The sequence below is a fragment of the Lewinella cohaerens DSM 23179 genome (genome assembly GCF_000379805.1).
Taxonomy (GTDB): Bacteria; Bacteroidota; Bacteroidia; order Chitinophagales; family Saprospiraceae; genus Lewinella; species Lewinella cohaerens.
This window is the reverse complement of record NZ_KB903564.1, coordinates 14,555-32,266: the sequence shown is the minus strand read 5'-3', so window position 1 is coordinate 32,266 and position 17,712 is coordinate 14,555. Positions and strand designations below refer to the sequence as shown.

The 17,712-nt window shown below is 45.3% G+C and carries 15 protein-coding genes; 5 read left to right on the top strand and 10 right to left on the bottom strand.

What is annotated here, in order from left to right; all coding sequences use genetic code 11:
• Positions 1 to 330: 330 nt before the first annotated feature.
• From A3EU_RS0121355 to A3EU_RS0121340, 3 genes are all read right to left on the bottom strand, one after another.
• On the bottom strand, positions 331 to 1,884 hold the full coding sequence (locus tag A3EU_RS0121355; protein WP_020538239.1) for an Rne/Rng family ribonuclease: 1,554 nt from the start codon (positions 1,882 to 1,884) through the stop codon (positions 331 to 333).
• 609 nt (positions 1,885 to 2,493) lie between these two features.
• Positions 2,494 to 3,282, bottom strand: a complete 789-nt coding sequence (locus A3EU_RS0121345) for a tetratricopeptide repeat protein (RefSeq protein ID WP_020538237.1) — start codon at positions 3,280 to 3,282, stop codon at positions 2,494 to 2,496.
• A gap of 27 nt (positions 3,283 to 3,309) precedes the next feature.
• Complete coding sequence (locus tag A3EU_RS0121340; protein WP_020538236.1) at positions 3,310 to 3,621, bottom strand: HU family DNA-binding protein; 312 nt, start codon at positions 3,619 to 3,621, stop codon at positions 3,310 to 3,312.
• 381 nt (positions 3,622 to 4,002) lie between these two features.
• On the opposite strand from A3EU_RS0121340, the gene A3EU_RS0121335 reads away from it, so the two are divergent.
• From A3EU_RS0121335 to apaG, 3 genes are read left to right on the top strand one after another with little or no spacing between them, the layout of a single operon-like run.
• Positions 4,003 to 4,878, top strand: a complete 876-nt coding sequence (locus tag A3EU_RS0121335) for a YicC/YloC family endoribonuclease (RefSeq protein WP_245569384.1) — start codon at positions 4,003 to 4,005, stop codon at positions 4,876 to 4,878.
• Between the two features lie 24 nt (positions 4,879 to 4,902).
• Positions 4,903 to 5,466 carry a guanylate kinase gene (gmk, locus tag A3EU_RS0121330; RefSeq protein WP_020538234.1) on the top strand — a complete coding sequence of 188 codons (564 nt, stop codon included), beginning with the start codon at positions 4,903 to 4,905 and terminating at the stop codon, positions 5,464 to 5,466.
• Positions 5,467 to 5,479: 13 nt separating this feature from the next.
• Positions 5,480 to 5,866, top strand: a complete 387-nt coding sequence (gene apaG / locus A3EU_RS0121325; protein ID WP_020538233.1) for a Co2+/Mg2+ efflux protein ApaG — start codon at positions 5,480 to 5,482, stop codon at positions 5,864 to 5,866.
• A 7-nt stretch (positions 5,867 to 5,873) separates the two neighbouring features.
• Here the strand turns inward: apaG and A3EU_RS0121320 are convergent, their stop codons facing one another.
• The 7 genes from A3EU_RS0121320 to A3EU_RS0121290 all read right to left on the bottom strand — a co-directional run bounded on the left by A3EU_RS0121320 (position 5,874) and on the right by A3EU_RS0121290 (position 15,094).
• Positions 5,874 to 8,132 (bottom strand): hypothetical protein, encoded by a 2,259-nt coding sequence (locus A3EU_RS0121320; protein WP_020538232.1) that lies wholly within the window; start codon positions 8,130 to 8,132, stop codon positions 5,874 to 5,876.
• On the bottom strand, positions 8,125 to 9,081 hold the full coding sequence (locus A3EU_RS0121315) for a hypothetical protein (RefSeq protein WP_020538231.1): 957 nt from the start codon (positions 9,079 to 9,081) through the stop codon (positions 8,125 to 8,127). Before A3EU_RS0121315 ends, A3EU_RS0121320 begins: the two co-directional genes overlap by 8 nt.
• Before the next feature lie 17 nt (positions 9,082 to 9,098).
• The gene (locus A3EU_RS0121310) at positions 9,099 to 10,307 is read right to left on the bottom strand and encodes a T9SS type A sorting domain-containing protein (RefSeq protein WP_020538230.1); all 1,209 of its coding nucleotides are present in this window, start codon (positions 10,305 to 10,307) and stop codon (positions 9,099 to 9,101) included.
• Between the two features lie 236 nt (positions 10,308 to 10,543).
• Positions 10,544 to 11,095, bottom strand: a complete 552-nt coding sequence (locus tag A3EU_RS0121305) for an SRPBCC domain-containing protein (protein WP_020538229.1) — start codon at positions 11,093 to 11,095, stop codon at positions 10,544 to 10,546.
• Positions 11,096 to 11,106: 11 nt separating this feature from the next.
• Entirely contained in the window at positions 11,107 to 13,803 is a 2,697-nt protein-coding gene (locus A3EU_RS0121300; protein ID WP_020538228.1) for a T9SS type A sorting domain-containing protein, read from the bottom strand.
• 243 nt (positions 13,804 to 14,046) lie between these two features.
• Positions 14,047 to 14,505: a hypothetical protein gene (locus A3EU_RS0121295; RefSeq protein ID WP_020538227.1), complete on the bottom strand. Its 459-nt coding sequence runs from the start codon at positions 14,503 to 14,505 to the stop codon at positions 14,047 to 14,049.
• Between the two features lie 196 nt (positions 14,506 to 14,701).
• A complete protein-coding gene (locus A3EU_RS0121290) occupies positions 14,702 to 15,094 on the bottom strand; it encodes an acyl-CoA thioesterase (protein ID WP_026211518.1) in 393 nt (130 codons plus the stop codon).
• Between the two features lie 72 nt (positions 15,095 to 15,166).
• Here A3EU_RS0121290 and A3EU_RS31320 point away from each other — a divergent pair, with 72 nt between their 5' ends.
• Positions 15,167 to 16,570 (top strand): PQQ-dependent sugar dehydrogenase, encoded by a 1,404-nt coding sequence (locus A3EU_RS31320; protein WP_020538225.1) that lies wholly within the window; start codon positions 15,167 to 15,169, stop codon positions 16,568 to 16,570.
• A gap of 179 nt (positions 16,571 to 16,749) precedes the next feature.
• Positions 16,750 to 17,619 carry a bile acid:sodium symporter family protein gene (locus tag A3EU_RS0121280; protein ID WP_020538224.1) on the top strand — a complete coding sequence of 290 codons (870 nt, stop codon included), beginning with the start codon at positions 16,750 to 16,752 and terminating at the stop codon, positions 17,617 to 17,619.
• Positions 17,620 to 17,712: the final 93 nt, after the last annotated feature.

Sequence of the window (17,712 nt, the reverse complement as noted above, 5' to 3'; positions counted from 1 at the left end):
AACAGACCCCGAAACAAGGCCATTTTCAATAATGGGAAGGGCCGGGGATGGGGCTAGAGGATGGTTGGATCGTTAGCTCGTTCGGTTGTTGGTTGATGGTTGATGGTTGTTGGTCAAGCCTAAACAAGCACGCGCATCAAGCCTCCCTTCCCCTGCGAAACAGACCCCGAAACAAGGCCATCTTCAATAATGGGAAGGGCCGGGGATGGGGCTAAAAAAAAAGCCACAAAAACACTCCATTATCTGGTCTTCAAACCGTCCTTTGGCAATGCTTCTGTGGCTATTTTCCTAGCACTTATTTATGTGCTATTTCCTAACGAAAACACCTGATTATTGCAGGCGAATTTCGTCGTCGTTCACATCAAAAAATTTGAAGGTATTGAAGGCATAATCCTTGTCTTCTGTAATTCTTATCCACCGCTGGTGTTCACGCCACCATTTGAACTGGAAGCTCTTAAAGAAGCCTTTCTTTAGATAAGCCACAATAAAAGGATGCGCCACCAAGGTCAGCTTGGCCTTTGGCCGCGACTGCATGATGAAAGCTAAATCTCTTTCGACTTCGTCTTCCAGTAAAATCGTTGCATTTACTTTACCCGTACCTTTACAGGTAGGGCAAGCCTCGGAGGTACTAATGTTCACCTCGGGGCGAACCCGCTGGCGAGTGATCTGCATCAGACCAAATTTGCTCAACGCAAGAATAGTATGCTGAGCTCGATCTTTCTTCATGTGCTTGCGCATCGCCTGTAGTAGCTCCTTGCGGTGTTCGGCATTACGCATATCGATAAAATCGATGATGATAATCCCTCCAATGTCCCGCAAACGCAGCTGGCGAGCAACTTCTTCGGCCGCCTCCATATTGACTTTCAGTACAGCTTCGGCCTGATTGGAGTTGCGCATCTTATGGCCGCTGTTCACGTCTACAACGTGCATGGCCTCGGTATGCTCAATAACAATATAGGCACCGCTGCCCATAGTAGCGGTCTTACCAAACGAAGATTTTATCTGTTTGGTCACCCCGTACACATCAAAAACTGGCTTGGAATTACGGTGCTGCTGAACGATTTTCACTTTATCGGGAGCGATGCTGCCCAGGAAAGTCTTTACGTTGTTGTAAAGTTGCTTATCGTTGACTACGATCCGATTAAACGAATCGGTTAGCAGGTCTCTCAGTATAGAGGTCGTCTTATCCAGCTCACTCAGTAATTTCACTGGTGGAGCAGCATTTTTTAGCTGCTGTTGAATGTCCTGCCATTTTTCCATGAGCATAGACATTTCCTCGTGAAGATCAGCAACCTTCTTTCCTTCGGCAGCCGTACGTACGATTACACCGAAGTTTTTCGGACGAATACTTTCTACCAGTAAATGAAGACGCTTACGTTCTTCGGCACTACCAATTTTTTTAGATACCGCAATCACCTCCGCAAAGGGAGAAATGACGAGGTAACGGCCGGGAATAGTAACTTCACAACTTAGCCGGGGCCCTTTCGTAGAAATTGGTTCTTTGAGAATCTGGACGAGGATTTCGTCTTTCTTACCCAGGACCTTATCTATCTTCCCTGTCTTTACGATATCGGGAACAAAGGCAAAGTTCTCTAGCCGGTGCGTATTGATCGATCCCTTGATCGATCCGTTGGTGTATTTCTGCAGGGAAGGGAGCTTAGGCCCTAAATCCGTGTAGTGAAGGAATGCGTCTTTTTTGTGTCCAATGTCCACAAAAGCGGCATTCAGTGCAGGCATCAATCGCTTGATGCGCCCGAGGAAAATATCGCCAACGGCGAAATTTTCATTGGTTTTCTGGTTGTGTAATTCTACCAGTTTACCATCTTCCAAGAGCGCTATCTCAACCTCGGTAGGCGAGGAATTGATGATCAGTTCCTTGTTCAATCTTGTTAAATTTAACCCACCTCACAAGCAAGCCGGTTAGCAGAATAAAGGAACGTATCAGGAAACATTGTGCCGAAAATGAGAGGTGGCACAATTACTAGCAAACTGCTTAATTTCTTAGGAGCCTGTTCTGTAAAACTCCATAACATTTGCGTTAGGGCTGGGCTTTTCATAGTCTTTCATCTGTTATTGATCGTTGGATCAGGGTAAGTGAAGACTGGCCAGTTTGCTCGATAGACTGATAATTCCGCTACTGCTTATTGGTCTGTCTCAAAAAAAGCTCAAGTGTTTTAAGAACTTGAATGTCTTTATGGAGGGCGCGCGTAAGGTCAAGACAGCTCAATAGTAATATAAACAGCTTAGCCGACCCCTTACAGGAAAGGGTCGGCAAATATGCTGTAAGTAAAACATCCAAACCGGGGTACATCGTACAAGCTAAAAAGCTGGTGCTGTACCTAACATACCTGGAGGCAGAGAATGTTATTACTTGTTCTTCTTCTTGTGACGGTTCTTGCGCAAGCGTTTTTTCCGCTTGTGAGTCGCAATCTTATGTCTTTTCCGCTTCTTTCCGCAAGGCATAATTTACGTTTTAAGTTAATTAATTAATGTTTATTTTGCATTATTTCGGCAACGGTCGTCGTAGGCTTTCGCCTGAACTTGGTCACCTGCACCTGCATAAGCTTGCGCTAGCAGGCAAATGGCATTCAAATTGTCGCTTTCCAATTCCAGCGCTTGATTCAGGCGTTGAATCGCCCGGTCAAACTGCCCGGTTTGGATGGCCAGACGGGCCAGTGATGTTAGTACAAGGGCACTCTCTGGAAAAGATTGCTCCAACTCTCTTAACATCAGTATCCCCTTCATTGGTTCATTCGGGGGAGGTACTTCGGTGTAAGTTAGTGCCAGATTCACCTGGTTACCAACATTATTGGGATCAAGGGAGATCGCATTTTCAAATGCGCGAATAGCCCGTTGATTACAAAAAGTACGCACTTTATCCGATTCTGCTCGTTGTACACAAATCGCGTAGGTAGTTCCGGCAATAGACCAAGCTTTCTCCGTTTCTTCCAACACTGCAATCTCCTGGGCATAGTGCCCGGCAATCGCAGGATATTCGTTTTCGTACCATCGGCCAGAAATCTGCTTTAGCACCTCTACTTTTAGAGAATCGCTATCTGCCAACGTCAACTCCTGCTGCAAAGCCTGAATTGTACTCATCTGGTCAGCTGGCAGTTTATCGTGAGCATCTCTGATCAGAATATTAACATCGGTAGCTTCCGTTTGCAACATCCGGGTTTGTTCAACCTGCTGCTGCCCTGGGGGCTTAGTTTCACAACCAAAATACAGCACAAGAAAAAGCACCAATGAGCCTCCTATTATTATATACTGCAAGTTAGTCATATTATTCTGAAGCGTTTTTCAACTTTACTAGTCGTTATTCTCCTCGTTAGGAGAACTCGTTACATTTTCTTTTACCTGTTCTACAAAAACCTTAGCAGGTTTGAAAGCAGGAATGAAGTGCTCAGGAATAACAATCGCCTTATTCTCTTTGATATGACGACCAACTTTTTGGGCTCTTTTCTTGATAACAAAAGAACCGAAACCGCGAATATAGACATTTTCTCCGTCAGCAAGTGACCCTTTCACTTCTTTAAAGAATGATTCCAGGGTAACCAGTACATCAACTTTTTGTACACCCGTCTTTTCAGCTATAGCTGCTACTAGATCAGCTTTTCTCATCGTTATTTGCTGGTTTATAATTAGTTATACTAAAAAATGCCTTTTGGCAAAAGAGAGGCAAATTTCGCTAAATTTTACACTTTATGAAAGGATTGACTGATTAATTTTCATTAATAATCAATTAGTTAGCTTCAACGAGCGCTGCCAATCACCCTTCTTGCCGAATTATTTTCCGAAAAACACCAAATAGCCAAGGCTAAACACAAGACCAAGCTCAATGCACCAAATATATCTTTATTGAAAAAAATATTTTCAAAGCTTGTTATAACCTTCCCCGCCCCGAAATAATCCAGTCTTTTAGAGAAGTTTTCCGGAGTAAGCAGCCCTAAAACGAGCTTTAAACCTATATTTGCCCTTTCCTCGAAGCGAAAATGAAACAATATGCTATTATCAATGACGGGCTACGGTCGTGCTACCAATAATTGGGAAGACAAAACCATTCTGGTAGAAGTCCGCTCTCTGAACAGTAAGTACACCGACTTGCGCCTACGATGCTCCCAAAACCTGCGGGAAAAGGAAGCGCAGCTCCGCAAGATGGTCACCGATTTTGCCCACCGGGGAAAATTAGAAATGTCAATAGACATTACCTCTCATTTAGGCGATGACCAATTTGGTTTAAACGTCCCATTGTTCAAAAAATATTTTTCGGCGCTTAGTGAATTGTCAACAGAATTCGATTACGAAGACAAAACCCTCATGAGTGCCATTCTGCGCCTGCCTAATGTAGCCGCCTCTTCTGATGGAGAGATGTCGAAAGAGGAATGGAAAGCGATTACCGACACCATTAGTGCTGCATTGGAGAAATTCCAGGCATTTAGAGAACAAGAAGGTGCAGCCACCGCTAATGACCTGACTGAGCGTGTAAATACTATCAGCGGTTTACTGGAGCAGGTTAGCCCCCACGAACAAGATCGTGTAGAAGCCATCCGTGACCGCCTCTACCGCAGCCTTGATGACAAAATGGGGAAAGACCGGATCGACGAAAGTCGCTACGAGCAAGAGGTTCTTTTCTATCTGGAAAAGATGGACATCAATGAAGAAAAAATGCGCCTGGCACAACATTGCGAATATTTTCTTGAGGTCCTTAATAACAAAACCCAGGCCAAAGGGCGCAAACTCAGCTTTATTAGCCAGGAGATTGGCCGTGAGATCAATACCCTTGGTGCCAAAGCGTACTCTTCCAATATCCAGCGACTGGTAGTTGGTATGAAGGACGAATTGGAGAAAATAAAGGAACAAACGGCTAATATTGTTTAGCTAAGAGATAAAAATACTTAGGTCATGTCTAAGATGCTCATTTTCACTGCTCCCTCAGGGGCTGGCAAAACGACTATTGTTCGTCATTTGTTAAATACCTTTCCGGTTTTATCTTTCTCGGTGTCCGCTACTACCCGCAAGCAACGCCCTCACGAGCAAGATGGCTACGATTATCATTTTATTACTAAAAATGATTTTATAAAACGAATAGATACTGGTGGTTTCGTAGAGTGGGAGGAAGTTTACGAAGGCCTCTATTATGGCACCCTGCATAGCGAAGTCGACCGGTTGTGGACTGCTGGCAAGCATATTATCTTTGACATTGAAGTCAAAGGAGCTACCACCATCAAGAAGGCTTACCCGGAAGAATCCCTGGTCGTTTTTGTAAAACCACCTAGCGAGGAGGTACTGTTTAGCCGCTTGCGGGAGCGCAATACCGAGAGCCCGGATAGCCTCGCCAAACGTATTGCCCGTGCGGCCGAGGAGTTGACTTACGAGAACAGCTTTGATTACGTTTTGCTCAATGATGACCTGGATACTGCACTGGCGGAAGCGGAGCAAGTCACCAGAGATTTTTTAAATTTATAAAGCCATCCTCATTATGGAATCGCTCCTCTCTAATGGTATACAAATCAGCGTATTCTCTCGTTACCAACCGGCGTATTCCAGACCTACCGAAGATCAATATGTTTTCTCGTACCACATTGTCATCAAGAACTGCCGGCAAGATACCGTACAGCTGCTGTATCGCCACTGGGTAATTACCAATGCACTGGGAGAAGTGCAAGAAGTAGAAGGAGACGGTGTAATTGGGCAACAGCCAGTGCTAGAACCAGGGGATGTACATAGCTACGACTCCTGGTGCCCACTGCCCAGCCCGCTCGGGTCAATGGAAGGGCGTTACCTGATGGTGAATACCGAGACCGGAGAAAATTTTTATGCCCAAGTCCCTCGCTTTCAGTTAGAGTCGACGGTGATGATGAATTAAGCCTCCATTATGCTTTCTGAATCTTCACTGATCCCTCTTCTTCATATTCAAACTTTAGTTGCTGGCCTTCAATTTCCAGGCTGTTTAAGAAGGGCAGAATATCCGACTCAAAACCGCCGGTAATACGAATACGATAAATGCGGCTTGGTGTTTTCACCAAGATCATATTGCCTGTACCAAAACGCCGTATGGGGTTGGCCATCCTATTGCTGGCAAAAACGCTCCAAGACCCCAGTGTCACCTTTTTGATATCAGCAGGTTTGCTCGCTTGATTGCTATTTTCGAAAGCAATAATTCCACGGAGTTGGCCATCAGTCAAGTCACTGTTTGTAAAGTGGTCTACAAAAAGATGTTGATAAGGAATCACTGATAAATTCAATGTCGAGGATTCTAGAGACACCAATGCCAAGCCAGCTTTCTCTGATAGATTTTGTGGACCGCTGGATGCACTAACGGATACAATAGAGTCCCGGTTATCAAAATAAAAGGATTGAAACATCTTAGAAAACCGTGGCGACACCTGGGCACCCACTACTGTACGGTGCTCCATCTTCAGTGCAATCTCCGGCCACTCGTAGGTAGCATAATGCCGAACGGTATCAAAATCCGGTGTAATCTTAGTAATTTGAGGTAAGCTCAACAGTTGTGACTTTTGACGCTCTTCGAGCTGACGATCAAGGGAATCAAGGCTGGGTGGTTCGGTAATTTCTGGCGTCCCGTAATAATTTGAGTAAGACAGATTGGACAGCGTAGCATAAGCACGGTAACGGTCAAAAACTGCCCGTCGATCCGCCACTGGCGTTAACGGTTCCGCCGCGTAAGGAATAAGCTGTAAGAGCTTGCCCGAATCGTCTACTTCCGGCTGAAAGCCTAGTCCGTGATAACGTAGAGAAGCAAAAAAATCCACCTCATCAAGCGAGAAGTGAACAGGGTAATAATTGGATATAGTTCGATCAACAATCACTTTCGTTACCGACGTCATCAAAAAACGGTTGCCATCCCGTATTCCTAACATAAACCGTTGGTAGGGAAAAACCGTTCTGGGATCATCGACAACCTCCACAAGGTGGGGAGATTGCCAAACCTCTATATCTCCCACCTGCTGTTTGATTACCTTCTTTTGCTGGCCAGCAAAAAAGGCTTCCCACTCTGCCTCCGACAAGCTGTTCCAATCATAGGTCTTCACACTAAAGTTACCATTCACATCATCTCTGCTCACCCTAAACCCTAGTGGATAATCAATGGGCATCGCATAAAAAAACGAACGTTTAGCGGGGGGGGCAATTTCCACAATGGCTCCTTCCTTATCAAATATCAGCGTAGGACCTTTTTCGTAAGGAACAGGACTCACTTTGGCATATTCCAAATGATCGAACGACAGGCCTAAGGCACTGCTTGTAAAAGTTTCCTTGGTATCGGTGTATTGGGCATGCTGCGGCGTCAAGATGGGAGCACTCTCCGTATGATTTCCATTAGGAAAATGGATCGCGATAAGCTCTTGCCGATCACGAGAAGCATATTCATCCAACAATACTTTAAAATCTGACGGCTTCAGTTTCTGCTCGCCAATACCAATACAAGGGTGCTGGTACTCCAATTGATAAATATCTTTTCGGCCTTGCTTGATCGTGATCACTAATGGCGGCAGATGGCAGTGTGGATAGGCATTATTATTGGTCAGCTTGACAAAACTGAGCAAGCTATCAAGTTCAAACAATTGATTACGAGGCACCTCTACCTCTAGCTTCACCAAGCTGGGGTCGGTACTAAACCGTCCTTTCTCGTCTACGAATTTGCCATTTTTGAGCCGTACAGTATGATCTTTCCGGGCAATGATAGAGAACGTATCTAGTGGGTGAATCAATTCGGCACGAAAATTTAATGGCCCGGAATAGCTTTCCCAGTTTGGGGCTGCAAATTGAATGGTCAGGTTCTTAAAAGGATCTACATTCAGTTGTCCTGGCGGATTTTCCTGGTGTTCTTCAGCAAAATCGGCACCACCGGGGGTATGTTTAAGTAGCTCGCTTTTTACCCGTAGCAGTTCCTGTCCATCGGGGGTAGAGACGTAGCCTTTGAAGTGATAGTGAATCTCTACGCCCGTGAAGTTCATCACTTTAATATGAGCAACTGAAGCTTCCGTTATTTGGCCAGTATGGACCTCTGAAAATTGTATATTCACTTGGCCAGCTACTTCTCGTATGCTGCCAACAAAAACCATTATCAATACTGCAATAAAACGTATCCAAGTCGAGAACTGCCTACTCATAACTCCGTACTTTTTTAATAAACGCTGTAAAGTCGCTACCGCCATAGCGGTTTTGGCCTTCGTAAGCTTTGGCTAATGCCTCTTGGCTTTGGCCATCTAAAAACAAGGCTGTTGCCCAATTCAGAATGGCACGCCCCGGCTTTTTCAAACGGTCTATTGACTTGGCATTAGCTTCAAACAATCGCACAGCATCGTGATAACGGCGTGCCTCCAAGAGTTCCGCTGAGCGTTCCATAAGACTACCACCTTTGCTGTAATACAGCCAGCTAGATTCTATAGGTGTTGGTAAAACATCGGCTAAGAACATATCCATTGACTGCTGCTGTAGCTCTGACGGATTGAAGGTATACAGCGTATCCAGTTTGGTATTGACCGAGGTTTGATCGAGTCCTTCGGCTTCAACAATATCTTCCACCAGGTAGGGTAGTTCGACAATTACTCGCCCCGTACGGACCTCATACAATCGCCACAAGGCACTCAAGGTCATGCTTTTTGTGGCACGTACGGCCCTGATATAGTAATCCTTGCCTTGTTCATCCAACTGATGTTTATCATAGGTTTCATAGGTACGAACTTCTCGTGGAAACAGTTGCTCCAGGCACAACAAGCCTTCACTCTGCCCACCAAAATCGCGCACCTGCGAACTATTTAGGCGAGGTGCCGGAGAGCCTGCATTAGCATCGCGCTGACTTTTGTTGTAAACATTGGCCGCTACGGGAAGCTGGCGGGCGCACCGCTCCAAAAATCGTACATTACCTTGACTATAAAGGTCTCCCGTTTCTAGCCGCGTTCCCAGGTTGGCTTCCCTGGCACGGTCTACCACGGTAAGGCTACGCATCTGTGCTATGGCCGGAACACGTGCTGGCAATACTTGGTCAACAACAGTGTGGTATTTGGCAGAGCAGCCCATTAATAGTAGGAATAGTAGGTAGTAAAGGCGGAATTTCATAATCTTGTTAGTCTGCTCTATTCTTTGATAAACTTTCTCACCCCAATCTTTCCTTCTCTAGAATAGATTTTAAGAAAATACAGGCCTTGCTTTAGGAAAGCCGTTTTCAAAGGTAACGATGGTGCTTCTGCTTGCCAAAGAACTTGGCCACTTACATTCAAAATTTCTATTTCGTGAATCTGATCATCCATCTGGATATTCATTATATCACGAGTAGGATTAGGGGAAATACCAAAATTCAAAGTTTGAATTTCTTTGACGCTATTGGGGCCAGTAGCCAATTGCACCAACCCTACGCTAGTTGCCATCCACAGATCCCCATTAGCAGCAGCCTTCATTTGTCGGATGTTATTGGTAGGCAGATCGGATTCGAATGATAGGTAAGAAGTAAACGTAATTCCGTCGTAAGAGGTAATCCCACCGTAATTAAACCCACCGAACCAGACCACACCTTCAGCATCAACCGTCACTAAGGTGGGGTCATTGTCATTGATATCGGAATTTTCCGTTGTAAACTGCTCAAAGTTGGTACCATCAAAAGATACGAGCCCTTTGTCATCTATGACCATCCATACTTTCCCCGTTGGGTCAATTTCCAAATCATAAATTTCACCACTTGGTATTGCTGAGTTGCTCCAAATGTAGTTCGTAACAGTACCATTTTCTACCTTAAATAAACCTCTTGTAAGGGTTCCTACCCAGAGCGTCTGATTCGCGGCATCATATTCTATTGTTCGAGTATTCGAAATCTCGTCAAAATCTGTCCAATCTTGGCCATCAAAAGCTTGCAGTTCAAAACCGCTGCCCGTACCTACGTAGAGAATATCATTGTCCACGTCTTTTGCCAACGCTAACACAGCATCTACAGTCAGATCAGAATTAGTACTTGTCCAGGTTTCAAAAGTCTGATTCCCCCAATCAATACGAGATAAACCGCCAAAACTAGCCGCTTCAACGATCCCCTCATTAACGATTAAATCTTCCAACCGGCCAGAAAGCAAGCCCAAGGTATTGGCATTGAGTTTTGTCCATTGCCCATCTTCAAAGAAAGCAATAGTTTCGCCAGTTGTGGTGGCATTGGTTCCTACCCATATCCGGTCGTTATCTTCATCAATAGCAATTGCTTGTAAAGAATTATCGCCTGCAGGATCGGTATAAACGGTAAAGGTTTGTGCGAAGGCGCTGAAGGAGAATATACTTAGTAGTAAAGTGAAAATTGATTTCATTTGTGTGTGTGTGTGTGTGTGTGTGTTAGATTAGGGCAAACGCCCCAATATAGAATGGCCATCAAGACTGGTGAATTAAACAGGATAGACCACATATCTTTTTTCTGAATAGGCCGTGGTAATCTTGTTAAATCCGTGTTCTATTAGGTCATATTAGTCGCTCAGAAATTTTGGTACGTTTGCCCTAGTATTAGATAAATACATTTCTTGAAACCGAAGTCAACATTATGATTGGATCACGTTCTTTCGTCCGCTAATTTTGGGTCAATGAAAAGAACGTCTGATTCAACTTTTTCTTTGAGTTTTTCATTCATCAATTCCAATCCACTTTGATACATGTGTTTGATGTATGCTTCCCAGCCCATGTTGACTAACAAGCCACTCATTTCAATGTTATTTTTAAAAATGACTTGGTTGTTGGAAGTTTCTTCTAGCAAAAACTCGTGAAAATAACTGCCCATGAAAAACGATCTTCTTTCCCAGCTTAACTTTTTCTCTTCTTCAAAGTGACTGATCTTTACTTTAAATGTTGATGACTTATTGAGAGAAGTCATTTCCTGGCCCGCAAAATTTGGTGCATCATCTGGCATTTTATTTTCGTTCATTCGCTCATTTAATTGAGACATGGCCGGATAAAGCGTCAGCTTTAGTTTGTTTCCTAAACCCACTTCCCCTCTTATGTCAACAATAAATGGATTCCATAATTCATAGGCATGAAATTGAGTCAAAGCAAGCCATACCTCGTAAAGAGTGGCATTGATTTTAATCTCGGTCTGTATGCTTTTCATTTTCTATTAATTTATTGACGAACTAATCGTTTGCTAACCAGCTGGCCGGTATTGGTAGTGAGTTGCAGGAGATAGATACCACTAGAAAAGCGACTCATATCAATTTGTAGCGTAAAATCACTCGCATTGAGAGCTTGTTGAAGTAAGATTCTCCCATTAACGTCCAATAATACAACCTTTGTAAATTCACCTGCTTCTTCCCATTTCACAGCAGTCGCTCCACCCGTAGGGTTAGGGAATACATTTACATCACTAGTTAATTGCACCAATGAAGTTTCGGTAACAGCTTCACAGAATCGATCACTAAAGCAAACGGAACCATCAGCAGCAATTTCCATTACATCAATACAGATAGGATACTGCCCCGATCCAGCATATTGATGGCTTATCGGTAACACACTAGCATTGACTTGATCTACGTGACCATCACCCCAATCAATACTCAGTTCATCACAATCGGTCAGGCTAGGATTGCTCAAGGTAGTCGTTGCGCCATTGACATTGATCGTGAAATCAGCCACTGCATCATTGAAAGCCATTTCGCTTTCGCAACATTGTAATGGGCGTAGACACACGTCATCCAGAGCAATGTAGACACCTCCGGACACCCCATCCTTACGGGTAAAAAAGAGGTGATTGATCCCCGAAGCGGGGAAACCCGGATCAGCCGAATTAAGTACAAAAGTGAGTGTAACAAACTGTTCGTCACAATTACTCGGAAACGGATAAGTAGCGAACTCAAAGCTGCTCGCTGCGCCATAAAAGCCGTCGTTGGTGGGCATACTGAAGCTGACGGGGCTGGTACCGGTCGCAAGGCCACTAGCATTTACGCCCCAAATACTTAGCTCAGGATCGGCAAAATACCCTCCTAAACAAGCCACTTTGAAGCTAAGTTCATACTGCCCCGTGTTTGGTAAAATAGTACTTGAAAGCTCATTCATCATGCCTTCTCGGAAAACCTGATTACCAACGTAAGCACTCCACATGCCCCCAAAATTACCTTGGCTGGCGGGTAAGGGAGATGTAAGCGAACTTGGAAGTGCCTGACTGGTATTGTAAAAATCGGCCGAACTGAAGCCCGTTGTAGGTTGCCAAATACCTCCCCAAAAACTGGCGTTCGCAATGTCTTCATCCAGTGCCGTTGGCGAACCTTGTTCAAAACTGCCATTCTGAACGAGGTTATCTTCTGTACAGAAAGGTTCGGGTTCGGGTATATCTTGGCAATTGATAGCTAGAAAAGTAGCCTCGGGGGCATCAACGAAGGCTGGGTTCCCCGGTAAGGAAGGAGCATTAGTTTCCGTTAAGCCGACACCAGGATCTCCTCCTGCGGGGTTAAATACATCTAAAAGAAGATTGTTACCCACTTCGCAAAACTCGTAATTATCCGGACTGGAATGGCGAAATTTCCGTACCACTAAGCTCACGTCGTCCCCTGTATTTCCCACATACGAAAGCATTCCGCCACTTTGGGCATCCAGATTGACCAATGCCTGAGGGTAGTACCAAGCACTAATGGCTGCCGGAATAAGTGGATCGTAAGTACCAATACTATTGAGTGCATTGGAGTTGTTGGTTTCCAAGTAATGCACCCCGAACGACTGCGCCGACAAATCATAATTCACTAAAAAACCAATCTGTCCCTGATTAGAACCGCCTGACCATGAATAATCTAGTGCTCGGCCTTGAATCGTAACATGGTCTGCATAAGGTAATTTAACCAAGGTGTGGCCATATTTATCAAGCTCTGAATTACTGGAAAATGCTTCAAATGACTGGACGGCATCCAAAGCCCCTGTCGCTGCATCAAATACACTAATCCCCAGGTGGTGACTAACCGAAATATTGGCCAATACATATACCTTTTGGTTACTCTGATCGTACCATGCACTAGCACCCATGTCAATGGAGTTTCCGGTATAGTAACTTGCATCCCATAATTGGGTGCCAGTGCCATCCAGCATCAAGGCCAAAATCCCCTGCCGTTGCTGACCTATAACAGAGAGGCCATTTTTTCCTCCTGTGATAAAGTAGCCCTGATCGGTGGGCGTCACAAAATTAGCTACATCCCAATCTAAGCTATAAAGGGGGCCCACGTTTGAGTCAAAATACTTTTCCCAGACCACTCCTAAATTCTGATCCAGCTTGACACAAAACGCCTGTTTGTCAGGAGTTCGTAAATCACTCCCATTCAGGGTCTCGTGTACCATACCTACGATGACAAAACCATCATTCAAGGCATCGGGCGTAGCTGCAATATGCAAGCCCATGCCATTGGTCGTAGCGGAAAGCTGTGCTAGCATAGTCTCATGCAGAAGCACTCCGTTCTCATCGAGGGTCAGTACGGTGGTACGATTTACGCCGCCATCATCTACATAGCCCGTGATAGCATAACCGGTACTGCTCCCATTTTGAAAAGCCGTGATGCTCTTGGCCCAGCTATCGCCGGCAGCGGTGTAAACCAGTTCAAAAGTAACACTGGCATCTCCACCGTCGATTTTTAGTACATGAATACGGCGTTCATCGGTGAGTTTATTATGCAAAGTGCCCGCAACAACCATATCTCCCGATCCGTCCGCAGCCGTGGCAATAGAGTAATCGCGAAAATCGTGGTCTGCTTTGGAAAAAGCGCTTTCCCAAATAGATTGAGCGGAAATGGTTGGTAGAAATACCAGTAACAAGAAGGACGTTAAAAGGAAAGAGAATCGCATAAGGGTTTGATTTTACAGTTAAATGGAGCAACTGCGAATTAGCAGTAACTGAGGTTTCACTGATAAATCAATTGGCCCATCAAAATCTTACCCTCTAAGCTTATTTTTTTAAAAAAACCGTCCGTACTGTCCATAAAAAAGGAGACAAAGCTTAATAACTAGCAGCTGAAGCACCCCCTTGCACCCACATCAGGAAGATACAACTTATCATTAAGCCAGATACAAGTATGGAACTCCTTCCTCCTAAAGCGGCTCCGCATCTAATAAAACATAGTTAAACTGTTCCAAACTACTTTCGTACAATTGCAGACGGCCTTTGAAGGCACGTCGCTCATCGGTTTGGTAGCGTTGGATAAACTCGGCTTTGATTCTCAACTCAACCACCGTCTCCGGGCCGGCTGCTCCACAAAAGAAACACGCAGAAAAGGGGTTCTTAGAGAGGGCATAGGTTTCGCCCAAGGCATCCAACGGAATGAGATAGCCCATGATGATCACTTCCTCCCCTTCCATGGCTTTAAGGTCTTCGCCGAAATTGGCCTGGTAATATTTTATCCCAAGGCTATTGGAGAATTTTTCGGAAAACTGCACGTCCGCCAGATCAGGCCAATTAAGCATACTTTGGCCGTGGAGACTACCAATTCCTACAAGGAGCAAGAGTATTAAAGTGAGTTGGAGTAGCCGCTGAGCGGGAGAGATATGCATATTTATTATTGTTTTTTGGGCGAAAGCCAAGTTTGCAAAATCGGGGACTGTACATAAAGACCAGTTAACCAATCTTTTGGTTTAGGAGCAAAAGCCAAGTTTACAAAATCGGGCGCCGTACATAAAGACCAGTTAACCAGTCTTTTGGTTTAGCGCCACCTTTGTTTTCCAAATAAGGTAGAAGTTTTCATCATTTTCACCCTTCCATCACCGGTACTGGTTCTTTATTTTCGTCCACGGCTACCATGGTAAACAATCCCTGAACAGCCAAAACGCGACCTTCCTCGTACATTTCTTCTTTATAAATATTCACCTGCACATCTACACTTGTGCGGCCAACCCTGGTGATAACGCCCTGCACTTCAATGATGGTATCTGCCGGAATAGGCATGGTGAAATCGACCTTACTGCTACTCACCGTCACCATTGTTTTACGGCTGAAGCGGGTAGCAGCTATAAAGGCAACTTCGTCCATCATCTTGAGGGCTTCTCCACCGAAAAGGGTCTTATAGTGATTGGTAGTATTGGGGAATACTACCTTAAAAATACTGGTTTGTGCGGCGGCAATTCGCGCGGCGAGTTTCGTCATCTGGCTTGCTTTGTCAGGCTGCAAGTTACGGTTTTGATTTGTTACTTTTGACGAAAGTAAAAGTACAAACACATGAGACATTTCTTCCTGCTTGCAGCCATAGCACTAGCCTTTATCTTACAACCGACAGCTCTTCAGGCACAGGATTTGCAATTAGACAGTACCCTTCTCACCGCTACCGACGTAGCCACTGGCCTACAGGTGCCCTGGGAGGTAAAGTATGGTCCTGATGATCATTTGTGGGTAACCGAACGTCGCGGAAATATTCTTCGGATCAATCCCGAAAATGGGAATACCGTCACCATCCTCAATCACCAAGCTGCCGTTACTGGAGGCAACAGCGAATACGGAATGCTCGGAATGGCGCTGCACCCTGACTTCTTGAATACGCCCATACTCTATGTCGTTTATTGTTATGAACAAGGAGGGATTCAGGAGCGCCTCTCCAGCTTTGAATGGAATGGCAGCGAGCTGGTCAACGAGACCATCTTGTTCGATGAAATCCAGGGAGCAGGCATCCATGATGGTTCCCGCTTATTGATCACCACCGATAATAAAATCCTGATGACGACTGGTGATAGGGGCAACAGTAGCTTATCGCAAAACATGAACAGTACCAATGGCAAAATTTTGCGCCTAAACCTGGACGGCAGCATCCCTGCTGACAATCCTGATCCCACCAGTTATATCTATTCCTTCGGTCACCGCAACCCACAGGGGCTTACCTACGGGCCTAATGGTCAGGTTTATAGCTCAGAGCACGGTGCACAACAATCTGATGAATTCAACCTCATCGGGCCTAACACCAATTACGGATGGCCAAATGTACAAGGTGCCTGTAATACGACTGCAGAGCAAGCTTTCTGTGCAGCAAATGCTGTCAGGGAACCCCTGATTGAGTTCAGCCCTTGTGCTGCCGTCAATGATATCATTTACTACGANCATCCAGCGATCCCCGAGTGGGAAGGTAAGATGCTCATGGCTGTCCTCGGCGGCTTTGCCCTTAGTGATTCTCGCCTGAGTGTGATGACTTTTAATGAAGATGGCACTGCTATAACCAACGAAGACCAATACCTCGATAACCTCGGTCGCCTGCGTGATGTGGCCATCAACCCTCACACCGGCTCGGTATACATCGCTACCAATGGTCCATTCTACCCCGGCAGCGGCCCCAACCGCATCATCGAATACCGCAACGAGGCCTACGTGCCCAACAGCGTAAGTACACCAAACACCAAAAATCAGTTTATCCGCATTTTTCCCAACCCTGTGATCAATCAACTACAGCTACAATTGTCGCCCAACTTTACAGGACAGCAACTGGAAGTCATCAGCTTCAACGGCCAAGTCATCCAGCAGCTTACCATCAAAGGCGAGCAACTCCAACTGGATGTCAAAACCTGGACGCCAGGTATGTACTTCCTGAGAGCCACCAATGAAGCAGGAACGATTACACGGACGTTTGCGAAGCAGTAGAGCAAAGTGTGAGGGTGTAAGGGTTCGGAACATACGCGGAGCTAAATTTTTATGCAAAAAAATATTTTGCTTATTTTTCACGAGATTTTCTCTACTGATCAGGTACAGAGAAGATATTAGCTTACCCCAACGCTTACACCCTTACACCTACCTAACTTTTACACCCTTACACTACACAAATGGAATCCTCTATCCTCACCACGGTTATTCTTCCGGCTTCGCTTTTCATTATCATGATTGGGATGGGGCTTTCCTTGACGTTGGAAGACTTTCGTCGGGTGGTACGATTTCCGGGGGCGGTGACACTCGGGCTTTTCAACCAACTTATTCTGCTGCCGCTCATCGGTTTTGGCCTGTGCTATGTGTTTGCTCTTTCTCCGTTTCTAGCGGTGGGTTTATTGCTATTGGCCGCCTGCCCTGGTGGTGCTACCTCCAACCTCATTAGCTATGTAGCAAAGGGAGATATTGCATTATCGGTCACACTCACGGCGATCAGTAGTACGGTTACCATTTTCACCATTCCCTTGATCGTCCATTGGGGATTGGCTCATTTTTTAGGCGAAAGCCGCCCCGTAGAGCTCCCCATACTCGAAACAATGGGGCAGATTTTTGGCATCACAGCACTTCCTGTTAGTATCGGAATGCTGGTGCGCTCTCGCAACCTCCCTTTTGCTCAACGCATGGAGCGCCCCATGCGAATCGCCTCTACAGTTATCTTTGTTCTCATTCTGGCAGGAATCGTAGTAGCCAACTGGCAAATCCTACTGGATGCACTGCCCGTACTGGGCCCGGCGACTTTTGCACTCAATCTGATCACGATGGGATTGGGCTGGGGAGTTGCCCGTATCTTTGGATTAAATTTGGCGCAATCTATCACCATTGCGATTGAATCGGGTATCCAAAACGGCACTTTGGCCATTGTTGTGGCTTCTTCCATCCTGTTCTTACCCGAGGTCAGCCTCCCTGCTGCTATTTACAGTATCGCCATGTTTCTTAGTGGTGGTGTCCTGATGTGGTGGTTTGGACGCCGAGAGATAGAAGTTGATTAATGTCTTTTGTTGTTCAAAAAAATCACCGCATTGATGCCTTTTTCTGCTAATTTTGAGAGTACCTTTTCGAAAGAAAGAGGCTTCTTACAAGAC